Source organism: Allobosea sp. BE125 (assembly GCF_031456075.1).
Lineage (GTDB): Bacteria > Pseudomonadota > Alphaproteobacteria > Rhizobiales > Beijerinckiaceae > Allobosea.
This window is the reverse complement of sequence record NZ_JAVDTY010000009.1, coordinates 119,286-141,798: the sequence shown is the minus strand read 5'-3', so window position 1 is coordinate 141,798 and position 22,513 is coordinate 119,286. Positions and strand designations below refer to the sequence as shown.

Genomic DNA, 22,513 nt, shown 5'->3' with positions numbered 1-22,513 from the left:
CCGAAAGCAAAACTCGCCGGCACACAGCGCCCTTTCCCGCTCAATCATGCGCCGAATGCAATCAGAATGAGCAATCGCGCCCTCGGTGCGACGAAGTAACCATCCTGAACTGGCACGGTCCCTGCTTCATCTGCGTAAGACATGCGGTTTCGCATGCAGCTGTCGCTTCGTCACGGCAGCGTCAACCATTGCGTCTGGGCACGGAGCGTATGATGCCGGGCTGGCCACATCCGAACGAGGCAGAGCTGTTGGAGGGGATCGATCTGGTCTCGACCGACCTGTTCGACACCTTGCTGTTGCGCACGCTGCGCTCGGAGCGCGCTCGGATCGTCGCCGGCGAGCGCATCTTCGCCCGCAGCCTGGTCGAACAGGGCCTGCCGGTTTCGGAAAGCTGGCTGGTCGAAGCCCGTCTGGAGGCGCAGCGGCTGGCCTATCGCGCGCTCGACATGGCTGAGCAGGACGGCGAGGTCATGCTGCGCGACGTCATCGCGCGCCAGCTCGCCATTCTCGGCTTGCCCAAGACGCGAATGGCGGCGCTGTGCGAGACGCGGCTCGCGATCGAGCTCGACATCGAAAAGGCATCGCTACGCCCGAACCTGCAACTCGCAGCACTGCTGCGCCGCTCTCGCGGAGAAGGCCGGCGCGTCATCGCGATCAGCGACATCGGATTGCCGACTTCGGTGCTCGGCGCGTTGGTCAGCCATCTTCATGGCCCAGAGCTGCTCGACCGGATTTATTCCAGCGCCGATCTCGGCCTGACCAAGCGGCGTGGCGAGCTCTTCCATGCCGTCCTTGCAGCAGAAGGCGTCGATCCCGGGCGGACCTTGCATATCGGCGACGATCGGCTCGCCGACCACGTCGTACCGTCCTCTCTCGGCCTGCGCACGCTCCACGTCCCGCGCCCGAAGCTGAAGCGTCATCTGTCGCGGCTTCACGGCGGGGTGAACGAGCTCGGCCGCATCATCCGAAGGCGACGGGCCCATGCCGGCACGCCAGCTGGACATGCTCACGATCCCCACGCGTTCGGGCGCGAGGTCCTGGGCCCGATCGTGGCCGAATTCTGCCTGGCTATCTGGCTCTACGCCGACGAGGCCCGCAAGCGCGGCGACGCGGCCCTGCTGTTCTGCGCGCGCGGCGGGCTCGGCATCCGGGCAGCGTTCGAGCGGGTCGCGGAGCGGCTGAACCTGCCGCTCGCAATGCCCCGCGAGAACCTGATGATTTCGCGCCTGGTTGCGGCAAGAGCGGCCGTCATGATCCGCAGCCCGGCAGCTCTCGACGAACTCGGGCGCGAATTCCGCGGCAGCAGCTTCGCCGACGTCGCCACAGCGTTGGGTGGCGGTCGCTATGAGCTGCTCGAGTCATGGAATGAACGGTTTGTGCCAGAGCGCTTCTTCGCCATGCTCGACAGGCCGGCCGGTGCAGCCGTCACCGCCGACATCGACAGGCAGAACACTCTCTTCCAACGCCATCTTTCCACGACCAGCTGCGGCGCAAAGCGGATCATCCTCTGCGACACGGGGCTTTACGGCAGCACCCAACGCCTGCTCGCAGTCGGCCTGCCGGATTTGCGCTTCGAGACCATCCAACTCGCGCGCTGCAACTACAAGGGCCTCAGCGAAGAGCATTTTCCGCGCGTCGTCGGGCTTACCGTCGAGCGCAGCCGCTACAGCCCCCTCGCTGTCCGGTCGACGGTGCTGCGCTATTGGCAATTGATCGAAAGCCTGTTCGAGCCGGCGATTGCGTCTGTACGATCCTTCGCCGAAGGCGCAGACGGCGCGATCATCTGCAACTCCGGCGACATTGCCTTTGGGGCCGTCGATCCTGCCGCCGGTAATCCGCTTCTGTCCGGCGCCCTCGCCTATATCGACGACGTAGACAGCGGAACGGCGATCTTGGCCGATGCGGCCCGCGCCTGGCCGCGGCTCAGGCAGGCCGTCACCTGGCCGGTCGAGGCCGACCTCGCGGCGCTGGCTATCGGCGAACGCTCCGTCGATTTCGGCCGGGCCGGCACTGTCGGAGATGGCGTAGCGCTGCCGGGCAGCGCGCTGTCCCGGCTGGCATCGATCCGCACCCAGCTTTGGCGCGAAGGCGCGATCGTGCGGGCCTTTCCGCGCTCGCGCTTGCCGTTGCTGACGGCGGTCGAAGCCTTTCATGCTCTGCGCGGACTCTCCACCGGTTTCCACCGCTGATGGGATGCCTTGCGATCCAGGCGTTTCCCAGAGCGCTCAGCGCAGGCCGAGATCTGTGGCTACGCATGCCGCACAGCTTTGAGGACGGATCGCCATGTTGGCGATGAAGGCCTTCCAAGGCGCTGGCTGGCTGGTCGCATCCCGCTTCCTCGGCCGGTTCATCGACTTCTTCACGCTATTGATCATGGCGAGGATGCTGACGCCGGCGGATTTCGGCCTGACGGCGCTCGCCTTGTCCTGCGTCGCGATCGTCGACGTGGTGCTCGAGATTCCGGTGACGCAGGCGCTGGTCCGCCTGCCTCATGTCGACAAGGCGCATCTCGACACCGGCTTCACGCTCGGCGCGCTGCGCGGCCTCGCAATTTCCCTGATTCTGCTCGCCGTCGCCTGGCCATTCGCTTGGATGAACGGCGATCCGCGGCTCGTCCCGGTCATTCTCGCGCTCGCCTTCGCTCCGATCGCGCGCGGCCTCGCCAGCCCCGGCCTCGTCATGTTCATCCGCGAGCTCGGCTTCCTGCGCAATTTCCTGCTTGAGACCGGCGGCAAGCTCGCAGCCTTCGGTCTCGCCATCGCGACGCTCCTGCTCGGCGGCGGCTACTGGGCCCTGGTCGTCAATTTCGTCGCCGCCCCCGTCTTCGGCTGCGCAATCTCCTACCTGCTCGCGCCTTATCGACCGGCGCTGTCGCTGTCCCGAATGGCGGATTTTGCCAGTTTCGTTGGTTGGTTTACCTGCTCCCAGCTCGTCTCAGCGGTGAACTGGCAATTCGATCGCATCCTGCTCGGGCTCGGCGGCGCCAAGGAGGCGCTCGGCCGCTATGCAGTCGCGGCCGACCTGTCGGTGATGCCGACCCAGAGCCTGATCGGGCCGGCGCTGCAACCGATCATGGCCGCGTTCGCCCGGATCAAGGCGGAGGATCAGCGCCTGCGGCTGGCCTTCCTCAAGGCGGCACGCTTCAGCATGCTCGCTTCAGCGCCCTGCAGCCTGGGAATCGCACTGACGTCGGATCTGATCGTCGAGGTGCTGCTCGGCCCGAAATGGCATGGCGCCGATTGGCTGCTGAGCCTGCTGTCGCTCTCGGTGATGGCGACGCCCTATTTCCAGACGCTGTATTCGCTGAGCCTGGCGCTCGGCCGGCCTGAGGTGATCTTCCGGCTCAATCTCTATGATCTCGCCATTCGCACTCCCGCCGTCGTCATCGGCTTCCTGCAATGGGGCGCCGTCGGCATGGCGGCCGGTCGGCTCATCGCGGCTGCAATCATGGCGGCTTTCTTTCTGCGCTGGCTCCGCAGCCTGCTCTCTATCGGTATCGCCGAGCAGCTCCTCAATCTCTGGAAGATTGCCGTTGCGGCGGCCGTGATGACGGCCGGCGTGCTCGGCCTGCGTGGTATCCTCACCGCTTGGCATCTGCCGGCGCCGGCCGAACTCGCACTCGTCGCGGCACTCGGCGCACTGCTCTACGGGCTGACCCTGCTCGCCTGCGGCATGTGGCTCACGATTGGCGCCGGGCGCCTGGAGCTGGCCGATCGCTGGTGGCGATGAGACAGGGGTCTGCCCCTCCAATCACGACAGGCTCGGCCACCTGCCGGGACGCCATGATTCTTGCATGCTTAACGATGCGGCTATCCGTTCGACCCAGGGGGCAGGCAGCCAATGACACTCAGTGACCGTCTACAGGCGACGCAAGGGCGGCCGTCGGGGTTCGACTATATGCGCGTCGCCCTGGCATTCGCCATCGTCGCCTGGCATACCGTTATCGTATCATACGGAATAGATGGGCAACGATCGCTCGCCCTTGGTCCGACCCGACCGATTTGGGCAGCTTTACTTCCGATGTTCTTCGCGCTCAGCGGCTTTCTGGTTTCCGGAAGCCTGGAGCGATCACGGACGCTGTTCGGGTTCATCGGGCTTCGCTTGCTGCGCCTCCTCCCCGCTTTGGCCGTCGAGTCACTGGTCGCCATGGTGGTTCTTGGCTCGATATTCACCAGTTATACGCTCGCTCAATATCTGACGGATGGCAATTTCTGGGCGTATACTTCAAATATTTTTGGAATAATCAGGTATTACCTGCCGGGCGTTTTTCTCGAAAACCCGACAACTCAAGTCAATGCCCAATTATGGACGCTGCCATACGAGTTATATTGCTACATCGCGATTTCTCTATTATTTGTTTTTCGCTTTTATCAGTCGACTACCCTGTTGATCACCGCCTGTATAGCGGTCCAGATTGCCGTCATAATTCTCATATACACGCGTGTACAGGTCGACGAAGGCACGGTGCGCGGCCCGGTACTCGTCCTGTCTTTCCTGTATGGCTCGCTCCTGTACAGGCTTCGGCATATAATCGCGTGGAGCTTCAATCTATTCGCGCTGAGCACCGCGGTTGGATCATTGCTCCTGTACTTTCCCATCATCAATGCGCTTGCGGCCCTTCCGCTCGCATATCTCACGGTTTATCTCGGCCTGATGAACCCGCCGAAGTCGCCCATCGTCTCCAGTGGGGATTACTCGTACGGGATATTTTTATATGGCTTTCCCATCCAGCAAGCCGTCTCCGCGGCATTTCCGGAGTTCCGCCACTGGTGGTTTAATTTGATCGTATCTGCACCGATTGTCTTTCTTGTCGCATACGCTTCCTGGCACATGATCGAAAAGCGAGCGCTCCTGCTACGTGAACGTTTGAAAAAACTCGAACTTCGATACTCCGTTCTCCGTGACGGTCTATTTTCCGTATGCGATCAGGCTCTCGCAACCGGGCTGAAAAGCCGCTGGGCTCCGAAGCGACTTCAAAGCCCGGATCCTAGCCAGGGCCGTGAAAATCCATAGATATCGACGTGCTGCTTCCGGCATCGTCGCGCCACGAGCGCCTGCGCCTCCAGAGCGCGTCAGCTGTGGAGCCGGCATCTTGTCGAAACCCGAAGACGCTCATCCGCTTGCCGGTCCTGCACGCCGACGCAGGCGGCGCTCCGTACAGCAAGGCCTCTGGCAATCGAATTGCATGAACGTGACCTGGATCGCGATGAGGCAAGGAGCCACGATGCCGGGCGAACGAATGTCACTGGTCGGGACGGTCCGAGCTGCAACCGTGCCGATGCACTCTGGAGGATGAGTGCGCTTGATATCGCTGACTGCTAGCCGAAGGCATCGGGAGCGGCCAGGAGGTGTCTTGCGCGTCGGTGCGCGGAGCATATTCGAATGAGTCTGGAGCCGATCGGCCTGATAACGATTGCGATTGGACTGCTTTGCCTGCCGCTCGGCTACAGGGCGATGCTGATCGCGTTTATCTGTCTGACGGTCCTCGGATCTGCCGCAGCCGTACTCGTCGGCTCGAACAATATCCAGCCTGCACATCTGTTTCTTGTTTTTCTTGCTTTCTCGACGCTGAGCTGGCGAGCCAATGCCGATGCCGCGATCAAATCGATCAGCCCCCCTGCCCCTGGGTTCTGGCTCTTCTGCTTTCTGGTCTACGGCGTCCTGACGGCGATGTTCTGGCCGCGCCTGTTCGCCGGCTCAACCACGATCATTCCACTCGGCGCTTCTGAATTCGAAGGGAAACAAGTTCCTGTCGGGCCGATTTCCAGCAACCTCACCCAATCGATCTATCTTACGGCAGGAGTCATATGCTTCGCCGTCACATCGGCAATCTCGACAAGTCGAAGAGGATTTGATGCTGTTGTCACTGGCCTACTGGCCTATACGGTGGCCAATATCATTTTTGCATTACTGGATCTCGTTACATCCGCCAGCGGAACGGAGTTCTTACTGGAATTCATCCGCAACGCCAGTTATACGATGCATCATGAAGAATCTGTCGGGTCTATGAAGCGTATTGTTGGGTCATGGCCCGAAGCTTCAGCCTTTGCCGGAACGTCGCTCGGCGTGCTTGGTTTTACCGGAACGCTATGGGTGTGTGGACGGAAGCCCGGCCTGACCGGGCCACTCGCATTAATATCTTTGATTTTGATCCTGATTTCGACCTCGTCTACAGGATTGCTCGCCGCTCCGCTGATTATGGCAATACTCTACATAACGGCACTTAATCTGGCGATAAATAATAATTGCAGCAAGCATACGTCATTGATACTGATTCTATCTCCTCCAATCCTATTGTTTGCATCGATGATTATTTTGCTTAACAACGATATTTATGGAGTGTTGTTCAGCTATGTCGATACCCTCATTCTGAACAAGTCGAATACGGACTCCGGCATGGAGCGGTCGTCGTGGAATGCCTATGCGCTTCAGAATTTCTTTGACACCTGGGGGCTGGGAGTTGGCCTCGGGACCAATCGCACCTCGAGTTTTCCGCTCGCGGTGCTATCGAACCTTGGAATTCCCGGCGCGATATTTTACCTGCTGTTCCTCCTGTCGGCCTTTGGCGTCACCCGCGCTCAGCGGCCGACATACTCCGCTGATACGCGGATGGCGGCTGATACGCGGATGGCCGCCCGGAACGGCTGCCTCAGCCTCATCGTTGGCGGCCTCGTATCCGCGCCGACTGTCGACCAAGGCTTCATGTTCTATGTTATGGCCGCGTTGGCGTGCGCCATGCCGGATGAGAGCGATGCGACTGCAGCAGCCGGAATGGCCAAGCGCTGACCTCGGCATCGCTGCAGATCCTGTCGACGGCCGGCCAGCCAAACCCATCTTCTCTTCGAGTTCCGTTCCGCATTTGGCCAGGCGTTCAGGCCTGGCGATAAGCGGCCCCTCCAACTGCGCCTGCGATTGCAACTTTCCCGGAGCGAGCGCGGGTCGCTCGAAGCGATCAGGCAAGCCCCTTCGATGAGTGCAACGCGTCAGCGGTTCCGGACCTTTTGCCCAGGACGCCGCCCGACGCCGGGATGCTGAAGCAGCGCGCCCGCGTGAGGCGCCCCGCATCGGAGAGCCTTGGCCGGGATATCGCGCGGCACTCGGTCGCCGCGGCGTTTCCGCAGGGGCTGCCAGATCCGGATGACTTGAGACGGGGTCGCGTCGTGATCCGTCTGAAATCTGAATCCGTCTCTCATCAAGGAGTTAGAGCAGGATCAATGCTCTAGTGCCGGCTGCGATTGATCGCCGCGCCAATCACGGTGACGCCAGCGCGCTGCAAGCGGGCGAGCGCATCGTTCAATTCGTCGAAGCTCGTCACGCCTTCGCGGGCAACGAGCACGACGATGTCGGCATGGGTGGCGAGCGCAACGGCATCGGACGTGCCGCAGAGCGGTGGCAGGTCGATCAAGACGTCACCACGCTGCCTTGCCTGCGCGATGACCTGCCCCGCACGCGGATCGCGGAAATCGACGAAGCGGTTCAGCTGTGGCGTTGCCGAGCTGATAGGAAGCAGGCGGACCCCGTCAATATTGGCAAACGCAGCCTGCACCGTACCGCCAGAGGCGATCACGTCGGTCAGCGATTGTCCGCCAGGGCTACCATCCTCCCCACGGAACGAAGGTGCAGCGGCGCTCAAGACGCTGACCCGCCGGCCACGATGATTGAGCAGTTGCGCCAGGCTCATCGTCAACAGCGTAGCGCCAACGCCCGGTCGCCAGGAGCCGATCGCCACCACCGGGTTGCCCTCGGTGCGACTCGTCGTCCAGGCGAACTCGATCGCGGCGCGCAGATCGCGGATCGCATCCGCGAATGCGCCGGCGTTCTCGCCCACCAGCATGGCCCTATCAAAGGCGAAGACGCGCGACATCCCACGCCCGCGGCCCGTTTCCGGAACGACGGCGAGGCAGGTAAGGCCCGTCTCACGCGCCAGTTCCTGCGGGTGCCGCACACGCCTGTCAAAAACCGAGGCGAGTGCCACGACCAAGATGCCGCTAAACAGGCCGAAGACACCCCCGAACGCGATGATCAGGCTACCGCGTGGCGCCGAAGGGCCGAGCGGCGCCTGCGCGGCCCCGATGAGCCGTGCATCGGCATCAGGGATCGGCAGCGCCGGCAGGGCTCCGGCCTTCACCGCGGCCGCAGCCGATCCGACCTGGGTCGAGAGCGCATCGAGCCGGCCCTGAAGGAATTCGGCGCCGCTGCGTGCGGCATCGGCCTTGAACGCAACCGATTGCAGGAGATAGGCGGAAGCGGCCGCGTTCGCGACCCGGGCGGGCAGCTCTGGATCGGCCGACGAATAGCTGATCTCGAGCACATAGGACTGGCCAATGCGCCGCGCCGAAAAGCGTCGCGCGAAATTCTCGAAGGCGTTGCGCCGCGGATCGACGCGAAGCGAGGCTTCCGTCTGAGCCGCGCCGGTCGATGTGGTCCAGATACTGTGAAGGGCGGCGCCGGCGTGGTTGGCCAGCCTCCGCAGCAGCCCCGGGGGCTGCGGACCCAGCTCCGGATGGTTGCTCAAGGCCAGCGCATCGAAGACCGTGCTCAACAGGCGCTCCGAGCGGATCACCTGCAGTTCGCTGTCGGCGGCGTTCAGGTCGAGCGAACTCGGCGCGGCGACCTCGCGCGCCACACTCGGAACCTGCCGTCGCGGCTCGAGGAGCACCGTTGCAGCCGCCGTGTAGGTCGGCGGCGTCGTTCGAACATAGGCCGCCGCCGCCACAAGACAGAGTGCGACCCAGATCGCCAGCTTGCCCTTGTGACGCAGACCAGCGGCACCGATCGTGCGGAGCAAGGCGACCGGGCCATCATTGCTCTGTGACGTGAGAGGTTCCGGTTGGGGCAGGATCCGGAATGACGCGCCGGATGCGCCCGGCTTTCCCAACATCATCTGAATTTCCCCCTCGGCTGCAGAGCGGCGGCGCGCTCAGGCTGCAAGCGACCGCGCAGGATGTCGGCGATCCCGAGCAGGTTGCCCCTGAGACGGCCGCGACGATCGATGAACGGCTCGGGGCGTAGCGAGCGTCCGAGATTGCTCGACATGTTCCGGAAGAGATGGTCGGCGACCTGGCCGAGCGTCATCGTGCCCTTGCGCAGCATGTAGAGCGGATTGACGATCTGCGAGTAACCGAAGCGTTCCCCTGCCATGCGCCCGCCCTTGACGCCCATGTGGACGCCTATCGCGCCGGCGGACTTGACCAGACGCCCGCCGCCCTGCCGTGCCAAAGCCGCCGCGAAATCACGGTCCTCGAGCCAGCCATAGAGCACCAGCCGCTCGTCGAAGCGCAGGTCTCCGATGCTGGCGAGGCGAAAGGCCATGTTGCATCCGTATGGGCTGTAGGGCTCGATCCAGGACCAGTCGCTCGGCGGCGGGGCGGCAACCAGCCTCATCGCCTCTGCAAGCGGGATGCCAGGGCCGGTCGCGCCATCGGCCAGGACCCGGCCGGTGAAGGCGCCGATGCCGACTTCGTCGCGGAACGTCTGGGCCGCCGTGGCCAGCCAGTCCTCATGGGCGACGAAGTCATCGTCGAAGAAGGCGACGATCTCGGTGCCGCGTGGCAGATGCGCGAGCGCCGTGTTGCGCTGGGCCGCCAGCCCGGCCGGCCCGGTCAGCACCACGACATCGTTACGGCCCTGCAGGCCGCCGGCATCGGCCGGATCGATGCAGGAAACGATGACGCTGTCAGGCTTCAGCGTCTGATGGGCGAGCAGGTGCAGGACCGTCTCCGTCACCACCTCCGGCCGGCCACGGGTGGCAATGACAGCCGCGATGCGCGGGGCCGGAGTCGCGGGCAGCGTCGGCGCGGCGCGGCGCGCTTTCGGCGACTGCGCCAGATCCAGATAGCCCTCGGCGGTGCTGCGCCAGGAGAACAGCGGCAGGCGCCCGCGGCCGCGCTCGCTCAATTCCTGCCGCAGGGCTGCCGATTCCGCCAGCATCCTGACATGCCCGACCCACGCGGCCGGGTCCGCTGGCGATGCGAGCAACGCGGCGTCGCCGCAGACCTCCGGCATGCTGGCGCGATCGGACGAGACGACCGGACAGCCCCACGCCATCGCCTCGAGGATCGGCAGGCCGAACCCCTCGGTCCAGGACGGGAAGGCGAGACAGAGCGCGCGCTCGAGCAGGAAGGCGAGGTCGTCGTCGCTGACCCGCCCCAGCAGCTTGACATTGGCCGCCTGCGGAAGCCGCTCCTCCGCGAAGATGCCGCCGCCGCCGCCAGCGATGACGACGTCGAGGCCAAGATCGGCCAGCTGCGGCGCGATCTTGACCAGGAGCGCGAGGTTTTTATGGCGCCCACGCGAGCCCAAAGCGAGGACGAAGGGCCGCTCGGCATCGGCTCGCGCCGCCAGCAACCCCCGAGCCTGATCCGCCTTGGCAGGATCCCAGGCCAGCGCATGCTCGTGGCCATTCGGAAGCACGGCGATATCGGCGGCGCGAAGCGGCAGATGCCGCACCAACTGCCGGGCCGAGGCCTGCGAGACGGTGGCGATCCGCGCGCTGCGGCGCGCCAGCAGCGGCTGCAACGCCCGGTATGCCGTGCGAAAGCCGCGGCCATAGCTCTCAGGCGCAGTGAAGACGTTGGCGTCGTGGATGCAGACGATCTGGTCGCCTTTCAGTGCCGGCGCGGTGTTGCAGAGGTTGAGGAGCCGCCCCGGCCAGAGCCGCGGCAGTTCGAGCTGCTCCCAGCCATGCCCGCTCAATCGCCCGCCGCGGACGATGTCGATCGCCTGCAGCGCCATGGCGTCTGCGCCCGGTGGCGCGATCAAGGCGGCTTTCTGGCCGGCCGCCGAGAGGCTCGCATCGAGCGCCGCGACGACGTTGCGCGCGTAGCGCTGGACGCCGGTCATGTCCTGCGACAGGAAGCGGCCGTTCACCGCGAAGCTCTCCGTCATAGCCTTGCTCCGGTGACCAAAGGAACAGGCTTGGGGACATCCGAGCCTTGCGGCCTGATCGCCGCGGCCGCCGCGGCCAGCATGCAGAAGAAGCCTTGATCGATGATCGGCCCGATGGGGAGGCTGCCGATGAGCATGGCTGCGGCCGCCCCGGGGACTGCCATGATCGCCAGCCGGTGGACGAGCGCGCCCGTGCCCGGCATCAGGCAGGCCAGTCCGATGAGGAGGGTCAGCACCCCGATCAAAGCGATGCTCATGGCGCCCGCGCCTTTCGCTGCGGCCACCACCGCCAGCCTCCGCTCCGGTCGTGCCCGCCAGCCATGGTCATTCGGCCAAGACCAGCAGCGAATAGCCGCCGAGCACGCGCACCGTCAGATCGGGGTTGAGCGAGAAGCAGAACCGGCGCGGCCAGCGCATCAATCGGCTGCTCAGCGTCTGGTTCGGCAACTCAAGCCGGCTCGCCGTATAGGCGTGGTCGACGACTTTGTAGCCGCAATCGGCCAGGGTCGCGAGCGCGGTCTCCTTGAAGAAGTAATGCAGGTGACCGACATTTTCGCGCAGCTTGGTGATCGGCCAGCCGCGCAGCAGGGACTGGACGGAGAGATCGAGCGGGATGTGGAAGACCTTGTAGCGGCCCTTGCCGCGCAGCGCCTTGATGAAGGCGATGTAATCCTCGACATGCTCGATCACGTCAGCGATCACGAGCAGATCGTAATCCGATGCGCCCTCTGTCGTGAAATCTCCGAGTGAGAAGGTGACCTTGTCGGTCTCCTTGTACTTGGCGCGCTGATAGGCGTGCGGCGAGATTTCATAGCCGTGGAAACGCGCCGTCGGGAACGATTTCGCCAGATTGAACAGGATCTCGCCGGTCCCGCAGCCGACCTCGCACGCCTTATCGAAGCTGATCGCGTTCTTGCGCAGGATCGTCTCGATCTGCCGTGCCTTCCACGGCGAATCCTCCTCGTGCCAGCTCGGATTCAAATCGGCGTAGACTTCACTCTGGTAAATCGTCTGCATTGGATTCTTTCCGGATGTCGCGAGGGGGCAGCGTCGATCACGCCAAGCTCTGGACCAGGGCGGGGCGTTGCTGCGCCGCCGGCTTGTTCATCGAGATCGTCCCGGCCAACGGTTTGAGCAGCTGGTTGATGTGAAGCCCCATCTGCTTCTCGAAAACCGCCGTCGAAAAATTGCGCGCATAGGCTGCGATCTCGCGCGGCTGCCAGCTGATCACCCGTGCTCGCTCCTCGGCGGCTATGATCGCGTCGACGCTCTGCTCATCGAAGAAGACGCCGCTCGTGCCGTCGATCACCGTCTCGGTCGCGCCACCGCGGCGGAAGGCGATCACCGGCCGCCCGCTCGCCATGGCTTCGACCGGCACGATTCCGAAGTCTTCCTCGCCGGGGAAGATCAGGGCTCGGCAGCGCGAATAATGGTGGCGCAACACGCTGAAAGGCTGCGGCCCGAGCACGGTCACGTTCGGCTTGGCGATGCGGCGCAGTTCGGCCAGCATCTCGCCTCCGCCGATCACCACCAGGCGCCGGCCGGTGCGATTGAAGGCTTCGACCGCGAGCTCCGGCCGCTTGTAGCCGACGAGCTCGCCGACCATCAGGCAATAGTCCTCGATGAGGTCGCTCGGGAGCACTTCGAACGCATCGACGTCGACCGGGGGATGGATCACGGTCGAGGCGCGGCGATAGTAGCGGTGGAGCCGGGCGGCGACCGTCTCGGAGTTGGCGATGAAGTGATCGACGCGATTGGCGGAGACGCTGTCCCAGTTGCGTATGTAATGTGCCAACACCGGCATGACGAACCGTGTGATCGGCCCGGAACGCTCCCTGTATTCGTGGAACATATTCCAGATGTAACGCATCGGCGAATGGCAATAGCAGATGTGCATGGCGCCTGGCGGAGGCACGATGCCCTTGGCCGGTCCGGACTCGCTGGAGATGATCAGGTCGTACCCGCGCAGGTCGAGCTGTTCGAGTGCCAAAGGCATAAGCGGCAAATAGCGCTGATAGAGCTTCGCTGCGCGCGGCAGCCGACCGATGAAGCTCGTCACCACCTTGTGGCGCCGGATTTCCTCGGAAACAGCGTCGGGCACGTAGACATGGGTGAACACGTCGGCGTCCGGATACATCCGGCACAGCGCCTCGATCACCTTCTCGCCGCCGCGCATGCCAACAAGCCAGTAGTGAACGATTGCGACTTTCATGGCCCGATGAACTCCAGGGAACCGACTTGGTCTGGGCGTGAATTTGCTTGGCAGGCTCGCGGCTCGGGACGGCTCCTAACGACTGCCCTTCTGCATCAGCACCGCAGGCACCGTCTTCACCAGGATTTTGGCGTCGAGCAGAAGATGCCAGTCCGAGGCATATTGGCTGTCGAGAGAGATACGGGTGGCATAGGAGCAGTCGCTGCGGCCGCTGATCTGCCAGAGGCCTGTGAGCCCGGGCGGGACCGAGAAGCAATGATTGAAGGCCTCGCCGTAGCGCTCGCGCTCGGCCGCCACGATCGGGCGCGGCCCGACGAAGCTCATATCGCCGGAGACGATGTTGAAGAGTTGTGGCAGCTCGTCGAGACTCGAGCGCCGCAGGAACGCGCCGACAGGCGTAATCCGCGGGTCACGGGTCAGCTTCTGACTTTCAGCCCACTCCTGCGCTGCGGCCGGATCGGAAGCGAGCAGACGCTGGAGCGCTTCCTCGGCGTTGCTGGCCATGGTGCGAAACTTCCAGCAGCGGAAACTCTTGCCACTGCGACCGACCCTCGCCTGCCGGAAGAACGCAGGACCGCCGTCGCCTGCCCTGATCAGGCCGGCGATCAGAAGCATAAGCGGCGCCAGCAGGAAGAGCAGAGCCACGCCTGCTACAAGATCGCACGCGCGCTTTACCCAAAACCTAGTTAACTTGTACTCACCCCGCGATGCACGCAGAGGTAGAGAGAAGGACACCGGCAAATTTTGAGAGTCCGGAAATCGGCTCATTGCAGCACCCTACACGTAGACCGCATCTTAATAGATTATTAACGCGACACGAATACATAACAATAGGGTTTTTTGCACTGCACCATGTTTGTTCATGGCACTTTGAAATCGGTCACGACTTGGGCGTTGTCAGTAATTTCCCTGACAAATCCTGTCTGATTCCGCCCCTTTCTATGGCATCTCGGCAAGCAGACCATCAAACCTGAACAGGTCTGCGCCTGCGTCCCGCTGACGCAGATGGAGGTTCGTTGAGAACGTCCCGATCAATCTGAGGAATTATTCGATCGATCTACTGAAACCATCCTTTGGTGATGGCGTACTGCACGATCTGTTGGCGGCTGGCGATGCTCAGCTTATGGCTCGCGCGCGCCTTGTAGGTTTCGGCCGATTTGGTGGTAATCCCGATACGCTCGGCTGCTTCACGAATGCTGAACCCCAGGGCGATCAGGCGCAGAATTTCTTGCTCCCTGTCGGTCAGGGCCGATCCGCGCCGCCTCCCCGCTGGAGTCTGCACGGTATCGGCGGCATCAAGAAATTGGCCGCCGCGAAGAATTGTTGCGATCGCCTTGCATATAACGGAGCCTGGCGACTGTTTCAGGACATAGCCGCGCGCACCCAAGGCCAGCAACTGGTGCGCCCGCGTATTATCGAGTTCTTCCGCCACGACGAGCACCCGCTGCGATGGAAGATCATTCAAAATGCCCTCGGCCACCGAGACGCCGTTGAAACTCTCACTCACCACCGCGACATCGGGAGCGGCCTTCTCGATGACTTGCGCGAGATGGGCAGACGAATGAGCTTCCCCTATCACGTCGACATGAGGTTGCTCAGCCAGGCAAAATCGCAAACCCGCCAAGAAGATCGGGTGTTCGTCTGCGAGGAAAATGCGAGCGGGCCGCTCGAATGGCAGCATAGGCCAACCTCCATATGGACGGGAGCCCGGGGGCAGCCGATCACAGATCGGCTGGTGATGTCCGCGATACGCTAGTTCTGCGCACCCGCCGCGGTCGGCGGTAGCGACGAGATGATCGATTGCAGCGAGGCCCGCTCCACCCTGACGATGTCTCCGGGCAGGATGGGCGACGTTTCCTCGATCGCGATTTCGTTGATCGCGCCACCTTCGCGTCGCTGAACGCTGAAGCGCATGCGCGCGAGCTGCTTCGCCTGCTGGTTCTGCAATTTCGGCGCGAGCGTGGTCGATTCTTGGATCAGCGCGCGCAGCGCGATGATCCTGTCATCGGTCTGCCTGAGTGACAGTTGCGTTTCGCGCAATTCGCGCCCGATATCGATCTCCCGCTGGTTCTCGAGATCGGACAGCGTCCGGTCGATCCGGCTGATCTCCTGTTTTGCCCTGGCCGTTGCGAGCATCAGGTCAAGCGCCTGACTCTCGGATTGCGCGAGATTCTGTTCGACGGCGAGCTGGCGCGGGCTCACCGCCAGCCCCTTGCTGACCAGACTGTTGATATTGTTGAGTTCTCGCCGAATGAGATCCTGCTGACGCTGCTGCGTCACGGCCTTGGCGTCGAGCATGCGCGACTCCTCTTCAAGCAGGGAGCGCATTTGCTGCAGGAGTTCACCCTGTGACCGGGCGGCCTTGCGACGCGAGGCGAACAACGCATTTTCCTCGCGCATCGCCTGAGCGGCGCCATCGTTCAAACCCCGGCGGATGTCATCCGAGAAGGTGATCGCCTCAGCCTTGCGTGCCTCTGCCAGAAGTCTGTCGCGACGCACTTGCAAGGCGAGCAATTGTGTCTGCTGCACATTGATTTCACCCTCAGCGATGATCGTCTCGCGCTCGAAGCGGCCAAGAGCGAGCTCCAGGCGCTGGAATCCGCCGGCAATGGCGACCGCCTGCAGCGCAGTCATCGTCGGTCGGAAGGCGTATTCCCCGGGCTTCTCGACCGCCCCGACCACATAGATCGGCCGGTACTGCGCGATCTCGACGGCTGCCGCCGGCGCATTCACAAGCCCGGCGGTGCCCTTCAGCCGTTCCGATATCAGCGCTGCGATCTCGGCGGGCGCCTTTCCATCAACCGAAAAAGTACCCACGACAGGCAGCGAGAGCATGCCGGTCGAACTGACGGCGAACTCGCCGCTGAGCGCCGACCATTCGAAAAGCTCGCGTGAGTTCGGCCTCCATTCCGAGACCTTGATCTTCAGCCGATCCTGCGCGGCGACACGGTATTCGAACTCGCTCGCGCTGACTTGCAGGTCGCCGCCGGTGGCGAAAACCAGAGGCAACGCCGCAACCAGCAGCGCGAGCGCTCGGCCAGAGGCTCGGGCGCACTTCACCAAAAAACGGTTAGGGAGGGTGAGATGTCTCACGAAACACTCCACTGCAGAGACTTCGACTGCTCCCTAGCAAATCCTTTGCCAGTTCAGCGCGGAGCGTTAGCGCGCCCTTAACCATGACGGCGCAGTCTCATGGATATCCCTTGCGCCCCTGAAGCCTTTCGCGGGCAGAGGAGCGAAGCTATAGTCACTGGCCGATAGCGAGCCGCGAAAGCACGAGTAATGCTGATCGTCTTATTCCTGGCGGCCCTTGCCAGCGGGGCACTGACCCTCTGGCTGACGTGGGCCCACGGCTTGCTGGTTGCGTTGATCGCCACCGCCGTTGTCGCCAGCGCGATCGTCGCTGTTTTGGCCGTCGTTCTAACCGCCCTCAGGTCTCGGGCCGCGACGAGCGACGAGCAACGGCCGCGCGGCGTCCTCGATATCCTCGGGCCCCGCCCGCGGCGCTGATCGGCCGCGCGACCGATTGTCTGGCACATGAATTGCTGATCATCCCCGCAAGGGTGGCGGGCGCAATCGCGCTTTGGACCGCCGCCCGCCATTGCTATGGGAGACGGGGCAATGATGCTTCCGGAGCGGTTTCGTAGTTCGCATCGAGACCGCCAGACGGATCTCGACAGGCTCGGACCGCTGTACCGGCATCTCGGGCAGGCCCTTGCCGGGATCGAAGGCGAACGCACCGGGCTATCAGGCCGGCTCGACGAGGCCCGCACCCGCGCGGCAGCGCTCATGGGCAATGAGGACGGCATCTATTTTGACCGTGAGCCGGCCGACGAGGCCAATCTGGTCGAGGCAGAGGCGCAGATGATGGCGGCCTTCCACCGGCTCGAACAATTGCAGGCGCAAAGCTCGATGCTCGCCGCCTGGCGCGTCGAGATCGAGGCTTCGGGCGTTGGCGGCGCGTTACGCCAGTGGGCAGGTTCGGGCGGATTGTTGACGTGGTTCCTGCGCGTGGTGCGGGCGCGGATGGCGGTGATCAGGCGTCTTTCCCGCTTCGCCGCCTGGATGCTCCTGACCGTCATCGTCTATGCGACGGTGTCCGGCATCGAGCAGCGGCCATCGGTGCCGTGGCTGATGCCCGATGTCGAGCGCAGCCTTGCCTTCCTGGCCGCTGCGGCGGCGTTCGCACTCGGCTATCCTCGGCAACGGATTGCGATCTTCACCATCGGTCTTGCCGCGGTCGTCACGCTGGAGTTTGCCCAGGCCTGGGTACCGTCGCGCCACGGCACCTTGCACGACGTCCTGGTCAAGGCCGTTGGACTTGGCCTCGGCCTGCTGCTCGTCTCTGGTCTGGAGCGGCTCAAACCATCTGTGAGGGCCTTGTGAAGCTCACCCCCCTTACGCAGGCGTCGATAGCCGCCGCCGCCCCCTCCACTGTCGTGAATATCGCCAATACGATTGTGCCCATCGTGCTCTGCGGCGGAGCAGGATCGCGCCTTTGGCCCGCCTCGCGGGAAGCTTTTCCGAAACAGTTCATCTCACTGCTTGGCGAGGAATCGCTGTTCCAGAAGACGCTCGGCCGAATCCGGCACCCGCTGTTTCGCGCCCCGGTGATCGTCACCCATGATGATTTCCGCTTCCTTGTGATGAGCCAGATGAAGCAGGTCGGGATGACCGGCGAGATCCTGCTCGAGCCGGCACGCCGCGATTCCGGGCCCGCGATCGCGGCCGCCGTCAGTTTCGTCCAGAAGCGAGATCCAGACGCGCTCGTGCTCGTGCTCGCTTCCGACCATTTGATCGGTGACCTCACGGCGTTTCGCGCCACCGTCGAGACTGCCGCAGCAGCTGCCACCCAGGGCCGGATCGTGACGTTCGGCATCGTCCCCGACAAGCCCGCTACGGGTTATGGCTACATCCGGCCGGAACCGGGCAGCGACGGCGCCCGCAAGGTGGTGAGCTTCGTCGAGAAGCCTGATGCAACAACAGCGGCGCGCTATCTCGACGAAGGCTATCTCTGGAACAGCGGGATGTTCGTGTTCCGCGCCGACAGCTTCATGACCGCACTCGCCAAGCACGAGCCGGCCATGGCGAGTGCGGCGATAGCAGCGGTGGCGGAAGCGCGCGAGGATATCGGCTTCCATCGCCTCGACGCCGAGCGTTTCGGCGCCGCGCCGCGCAAGTCGATCGACTACGCCCTGATGGAGCGGACCGACCTGGCAAGTGTCGTGCCCGCTTCTTTCGGTTGGTCGGATGTCGGCAGCTGGTCGAGCGTCTGGGAGGCTTCGGCGCGAGACGAGACCGGCAATGTCGGCGGAGAGAATGTCGAATTCGTCGACAGCCGCAATTGCTATGTCCAGAGCAGCGGCCCGCTCACCGTGCTGGTCGGCATCGAGGACGCCGTTGTCATCGTCGAGAACGATGCGGTGATGGTGACGAAGCGCGATCGCGCCGAAGAGGTCAAGGGCGCCTTCGAGCGGCTCAAGGCCGACGGGCATCCGGCCGTTGTCAGCTCCCGGCGGGTCTATCGGCCATGGGGCTATTATCAGACGCTCGATCTCGGCGCTCGTTTCCAGGTCAAGCGCATCGTCGTCGATCCCGGCCAGAAGCTGTCCCTGCAAAGCCATCACCATCGTGCGGAGCATTGGGTCGTGGTCCGCGGCATCGCGGAGGTGACGCGCGACGACGAGACCATCCTCGTGCACGAGAACGAGTCGATCTATCTGCCGATCGGCTGCGTCCACCGGATGGCCAACCCTGGCAAGATCCTGCTCGAGATCATCGAGGTGCAGTCCGGCTCTTATCTTGGCGAGGACGACATCGTTCGCTACGAGGACATCTATCGCCGGGTGTGAGCAGCAACCGCTCCGTCTTCAGGATGCTCCGGCGAGTTCGGCGTTCACCGTGTCGAGCGGCGGCTGCTCGACGCGCCCGGCGGCCGCGAGCAGGGCTCGTGCATGCGCATGCACGACCTTGTCGAGACTAAAGCGATTGATGTAGTCGGCCCGATACTGCGCATGGCGGCGCTCGGACACGGCATGGTCGCGGTAGTACACCATCGCGGCGACGAAGCCAGCCATATCCCCCAGCGCGACGAGACGGCCGATCCGCTCATCGATAATGATGTCGCTCGGCCCGAACTCGCAGTCGAAGGCGATCACAGGCAGCCCGAACCGCAGCGCCTCGCAAATGGCGAGCGACCAGCCCTCCCAGCGCGCGCCCGAGAGATAGATGTCGCTGCGCGAGAGCGGGATCGCCGGGCTGTCGGGGTGATGTTCGATCGTCACTTTACCGGCGAGGTCGAGCTCGTCGATCAAGGCACGGATCGTCGGCTCCTCTTCGCCATAGCCGACGAGGACGAGCTCGGCGCCCTCGCGTTCCTTGCAGAAGGCGGCGAAGACGCGCAGCAGGATGTCGTAGCCCTTCTGGTAAGCGAAGCGGCCGACCGTGACGAAGCGGACCGGACCGTCCAGGGCTGGCTTCAGCGCCGGGACCGGCACGTCAAACGAGCGCACCGGATTGGGCACCCAGACATGCTCGATTCGACTGGGATAGTCGGCCCGGAACGCTTCGAGCTGGCGCGGCGACGTGCCGAAGATGCGCGCGAGCCGCGGCAGCACCAGGTATCGCATCGCCTCGAACAGCAGGCTCGCCTTGAGCGAGCGACGCTCGAGCCTGGGATTTCCGTGGAGATAGAGGATGAAGCGGCGCCGGATGCCGAGGCAGCAGAGCCAGAACACCGCCGTCGGCTCGACCTGCGGCACGATCACGAGGTCGAATTGTCCATTGGCGACCGTTCGCCGGACCCGTCGCAGCAGATCGAGCCGTCCCTTGGAGAAACTCAGAATGACGTCGTATGGACGCTGCTGGCCAATGATCTGCTCGAAGGGCGAGGTGTAGAGGACGGAGACCTCGAGATCCTGCTCATAGTTGCTGGCCAATGCCGAGCAAATCGAGTCGGTGACGCGCTCAATACCCGCGAACGAACGGGTCGGCGGAACGATGTAGAGAAGCCTGGTCTTCCTGCCCGACATCGCGCTCCCGATCGCCATCACCCCAAGCCTGCAAGCTGGTCAGCTCTGCGGTACAGCTCTTGCAATGTCTGCGCCAAGCGATGCTTGACGTCGGGTGGCGCGCACCATGCCACTGCTGCGAACGGCGCCGGGATCGAAGCTTTAGCGGAGCGGCGCATGACCGGCTCGATGTTCAAGATCGCGGTGATAATCAACTGCTACAACTACGCCGAATATGTCGAGCGCGCGATCCGCAGCGTCGTTGCGCAGAACCGCAGCGATTGCGAACTCGTCGTCATAGATGACGGCTCGACGGACGCCTCATGGGAGGTGATCAGCCGGACGGGGGTCACCGCCTACCGGATCGAGAACAGCGGCCAGCGCCGGGCCTGCGCCTTTGGTCTCGACCAGACGACGGCGCCATTCGTGTTGTTCCTCGACGCCGACGACGAACTCGTTCCGGGTGCGCTCGATGCGATCGTCCCACATCTGCAACCGTCGGTCGCAAAGGTGCAATTCTGCCTGAGCCGTGTCGACGGCGGCAACGCCTCCCTGGGCTCCGCGGTTCCTGAACCCGAGCTCATTCGCGAGCCCGGCAACCTCAGGGAGCGTGTTCGCAGGACAGGCGTCTATGTCAGCCCGCCGACCTCCGGGAACGTGTTCAGGCGCGATCTCTGCGAATTGCTGCGCGACGCCGATTATGACGATGCAGTCGACGGGATCATCATTCTCGCCGCCCCCTTCTTCGGCGAGATCGTATCCCTCCCGGTGGAGCTCGGGCTCTACCGTGTCCACACCCGCAACATGTCGGGCGTGGGGCGCACGATCGACACTGATAAGATCGAACAGCATATGAAGCGCTTCGAGCACCTGATCGACCATCTCAACATGATCATGCCCAAGGATTCGAAATCGCGGCAACTCGATGTCAAGCGAACGTTCTTTTATCTGGAGAAGAAGCTGATCCTTGCCTCGATCAAGGGAGAGGCCAATCGGTATTTTCAGCTGCCCCGTTTGATCGGGGTCGTCTCTCGAGAATACTTCTCACTGCCCAAAAAACTCGTGCTCTCGCTGTTTCATATCCTCGTCGCCGTTCTACCCGTCAGCATGTCTCGCCATCTCATCGACATCCGCTACCGCCCCGAGCAGCGGTCAGTTGGCGCGCTCACGAAGACGCTGATCGGTATTGGCAATTGAGGTCAGCTCTGCGCCAAAATCGCGGACATTGGGAGATTGCCCGGGAATGGACAGTCCTGGGGGTTCAACCTCGATAGCGCGCGGCCGGTTTGGCGTTGCTGAAGCCTGACGCCAAGATGCCGCGTGCCTGCTCGAAGGCTTCCCATGCCGCGGCGTCAGGCACGGGCGGAATCGTGACCAGTTCCCGACGATCGAAGCCGACCAGAGCCGCATCGACGAGATCCTCAACCTCCATGAGGTCGGGAACCTTGCTGATGTCGCCACCGGCTCGTTCGTAAATTTCCGTGCGTGTCGCCGCGGGCAGCACGGCCTGCACATAGACGCCCTTCGACGCCATTTCGGCGGCGAGCCCTTGCGATAGCGTCATCAGATAGGACTTCGTCGCCGGATAGATGCCGCGTGAGTATTCCGGAAGCAGAGCCAGCACGGATGCGATATTGATGATCGCGCCATTGCCCCGTTCGACCATGCCGCCGATGGCGGCAGAGGCGAGCAAGGTCGGCACGAGGACGTTCAGCCGCAGCAGCTTGTCCATCTCCGCGGGATCGGCCGTCGCAAAGTCGCCGATCAGGCCGGCGCCGGCATTGTTGACGAGAATGTCGATCGGCGGATCGGAACGGAGACGCTGGAGGACCGGTTCGCGTTGCGCACAGTCGATCAGGTCGGCCGTGATGACCTCGATCGCAACGCCATGTGCATTGCGCAATTCGGTTGCAAGAGCGTTGAGCCTGTCGGTCGCGCGAGCGACGATGACAAGGTCGTGGCCGCGTGCGGCCAGGCGGCGTGCATAGACTGCGCCGATGCCGCTTGAAGCGCCAGTAACGAGTGCTGTCGTCATGGATGGTCTCTTGGGTCGATGTTGCGAAAAAAGGGGCTGAGGCGAGAGGTCAGCCGCGCGCCTTCAGATGAAGCATTGGATGATGCTCGTAGTGACCGGCGCCATTCCTGACGATGGGGTCTTCCGAGGTGATCGTCTCGATCTCCAGGTCATCGGCGATCCGGTAGAGCGACACCCCGTAGCCACCAGTCGGGTCCATTACGGGGCCGTGCGCGACGATCTGGCCCTTTTCGAGCAGCGCATCCAGGAAGGCCCCGTGCTGCTTCATCCAGTCTTTCTCATCGGTGGTCATCGTCGCCAGAAAGTCCGCACGGGGCGGAATATACTTGCAGAGGTAGTATTTCATTGTTTCGCTCCTCAGCGAATGGG

The 22,513-nt window shown here is 63.4% G+C and carries 19 protein-coding genes; 8 read left to right on the top strand and 11 right to left on the bottom strand.

What is annotated here, in order from left to right; translation table 11 throughout:
* The first annotated feature begins 212 nt into the window (after positions 1-212).
* The 4 genes from J2Y55_RS20035 to J2Y55_RS20020 all read left to right on the top strand — a co-directional run bounded on the left by J2Y55_RS20035 (position 213) and on the right by J2Y55_RS20020 (position 6,786).
* Positions 213-2,189 carry a hydrolase gene (locus tag J2Y55_RS20035; protein ID WP_310157183.1) on the top strand — a complete coding sequence of 659 codons (1,977 nt, stop codon included), beginning with the start codon at positions 213-215 and terminating at the stop codon, positions 2,187-2,189.
* Positions 2,190-2,283: 94 nt separating this feature from the next.
* Positions 2,284-3,729 carry a lipopolysaccharide biosynthesis protein gene (locus tag J2Y55_RS20030; RefSeq protein ID WP_310157182.1) on the top strand — a complete coding sequence of 482 codons (1,446 nt, stop codon included), beginning with the start codon at positions 2,284-2,286 and terminating at the stop codon, positions 3,727-3,729.
* A gap of 168 nt (positions 3,730-3,897) precedes the next feature.
* Positions 3,898-5,013, top strand: coding sequence for an acyltransferase family protein (locus tag J2Y55_RS20025; RefSeq protein WP_310157180.1), 1,116 nt, complete (start codon positions 3,898-3,900; stop codon positions 5,011-5,013).
* 369 nt (positions 5,014-5,382) lie between these two features.
* On the top strand, positions 5,383-6,786 hold the full coding sequence (locus J2Y55_RS20020) for a hypothetical protein (protein WP_310157178.1): 1,404 nt from the start codon (positions 5,383-5,385) through the stop codon (positions 6,784-6,786).
* Positions 6,787-7,219: 433 nt separating this feature from the next.
* Here J2Y55_RS20020 and J2Y55_RS20015 read toward each other — a convergent pair whose 3' ends face one another.
* The 8 genes from J2Y55_RS20015 to J2Y55_RS19980 all read right to left on the bottom strand — a co-directional run bounded on the left by J2Y55_RS20015 (position 7,220) and on the right by J2Y55_RS19980 (position 16,204).
* Positions 7,220-8,881, bottom strand: coding sequence for a Wzz/FepE/Etk N-terminal domain-containing protein (locus tag J2Y55_RS20015; protein ID WP_310157504.1), 1,662 nt, complete (start codon positions 8,879-8,881; stop codon positions 7,220-7,222).
* Positions 8,881-10,887, bottom strand: a complete 2,007-nt coding sequence (locus tag J2Y55_RS20010) for a glycosyltransferase (protein ID WP_310157176.1) — start codon at positions 10,885-10,887, stop codon at positions 8,881-8,883. Before J2Y55_RS20010 ends, J2Y55_RS20015 begins: the two co-directional genes overlap by 1 nt.
* A complete protein-coding gene (locus J2Y55_RS20005) occupies positions 10,884-11,144 on the bottom strand; it encodes a hypothetical protein (protein ID WP_310157174.1) in 261 nt (86 codons plus the stop codon). Before J2Y55_RS20005 ends, J2Y55_RS20010 begins: the two co-directional genes overlap by 4 nt.
* Positions 11,145-11,211: 67 nt before the next feature.
* Entirely contained in the window at positions 11,212-11,904 is a 693-nt protein-coding gene (locus J2Y55_RS20000; protein WP_310157171.1) for a class I SAM-dependent methyltransferase, read from the bottom strand.
* A gap of 37 nt (positions 11,905-11,941) precedes the next feature.
* A complete protein-coding gene (locus tag J2Y55_RS19995; protein ID WP_310157169.1) occupies positions 11,942-13,099 on the bottom strand; it encodes a glycosyltransferase in 1,158 nt (385 codons plus the stop codon).
* 75 nt (positions 13,100-13,174) lie between these two features.
* Positions 13,175-13,867 (bottom strand): sugar transferase, encoded by a 693-nt coding sequence (locus tag J2Y55_RS19990; RefSeq protein WP_310157167.1) that lies wholly within the window; start codon positions 13,865-13,867, stop codon positions 13,175-13,177.
* Between the two features lie 289 nt (positions 13,868-14,156).
* A complete protein-coding gene (locus J2Y55_RS19985; protein ID WP_310157164.1) occupies positions 14,157-14,780 on the bottom strand; it encodes a LuxR C-terminal-related transcriptional regulator in 624 nt (207 codons plus the stop codon).
* A gap of 71 nt (positions 14,781-14,851) precedes the next feature.
* Complete coding sequence (locus tag J2Y55_RS19980) at positions 14,852-16,204, bottom strand: polysaccharide biosynthesis/export family protein (RefSeq protein WP_310157160.1); 1,353 nt, start codon at positions 16,202-16,204, stop codon at positions 14,852-14,854.
* A 177-nt stretch (positions 16,205-16,381) separates the two neighbouring features.
* On the opposite strand from J2Y55_RS19980, the gene J2Y55_RS19975 reads away from it, so the two are divergent.
* The 3 genes from J2Y55_RS19975 to J2Y55_RS19965 all read left to right on the top strand — a co-directional run bounded on the left by J2Y55_RS19975 (position 16,382) and on the right by J2Y55_RS19965 (position 18,951).
* Complete coding sequence (locus J2Y55_RS19975; RefSeq protein ID WP_310157159.1) at positions 16,382-16,609, top strand: hypothetical protein; 228 nt, start codon at positions 16,382-16,384, stop codon at positions 16,607-16,609.
* 111 nt (positions 16,610-16,720) lie between these two features.
* Positions 16,721-17,485 carry a hypothetical protein gene (locus tag J2Y55_RS19970; protein WP_310157156.1) on the top strand — a complete coding sequence of 255 codons (765 nt, stop codon included), beginning with the start codon at positions 16,721-16,723 and terminating at the stop codon, positions 17,483-17,485.
* The gene (locus J2Y55_RS19965) at positions 17,482-18,951 is read left to right on the top strand and encodes a mannose-1-phosphate guanylyltransferase/mannose-6-phosphate isomerase (protein ID WP_310157154.1); all 1,470 of its coding nucleotides are present in this window, start codon (positions 17,482-17,484) and stop codon (positions 18,949-18,951) included. Before J2Y55_RS19970 ends, J2Y55_RS19965 begins: the two co-directional genes overlap by 4 nt.
* 18 nt (positions 18,952-18,969) lie before the next feature.
* Here the strand turns inward: J2Y55_RS19965 and J2Y55_RS19960 are convergent, their stop codons facing one another.
* Positions 18,970-20,148, bottom strand: a complete 1,179-nt coding sequence (locus tag J2Y55_RS19960) for a glycosyltransferase (RefSeq protein WP_310157151.1) — start codon at positions 20,146-20,148, stop codon at positions 18,970-18,972.
* Positions 20,149-20,286: 138 nt separating this feature from the next.
* Here J2Y55_RS19960 and J2Y55_RS19955 point away from each other — a divergent pair, with 138 nt between their 5' ends.
* Positions 20,287-21,306, top strand: coding sequence for a glycosyltransferase family 2 protein (locus J2Y55_RS19955; RefSeq protein ID WP_310157148.1), 1,020 nt, complete (start codon positions 20,287-20,289; stop codon positions 21,304-21,306).
* Positions 21,307-21,370: 64 nt separating this feature from the next.
* Here the strand turns inward: J2Y55_RS19955 and J2Y55_RS19950 are convergent, their stop codons facing one another.
* Both J2Y55_RS19950 and J2Y55_RS19945 read right to left on the bottom strand, forming a co-directional pair.
* Entirely contained in the window at positions 21,371-22,144 is a 774-nt protein-coding gene (locus tag J2Y55_RS19950; protein WP_310157145.1) for an SDR family NAD(P)-dependent oxidoreductase, read from the bottom strand.
* Between the two features lie 49 nt (positions 22,145-22,193).
* Positions 22,194-22,490, bottom strand: coding sequence for a YciI family protein (locus tag J2Y55_RS19945; protein ID WP_310157143.1), 297 nt, complete (start codon positions 22,488-22,490; stop codon positions 22,194-22,196).
* Positions 22,491-22,513: the final 23 nt, after the last annotated feature.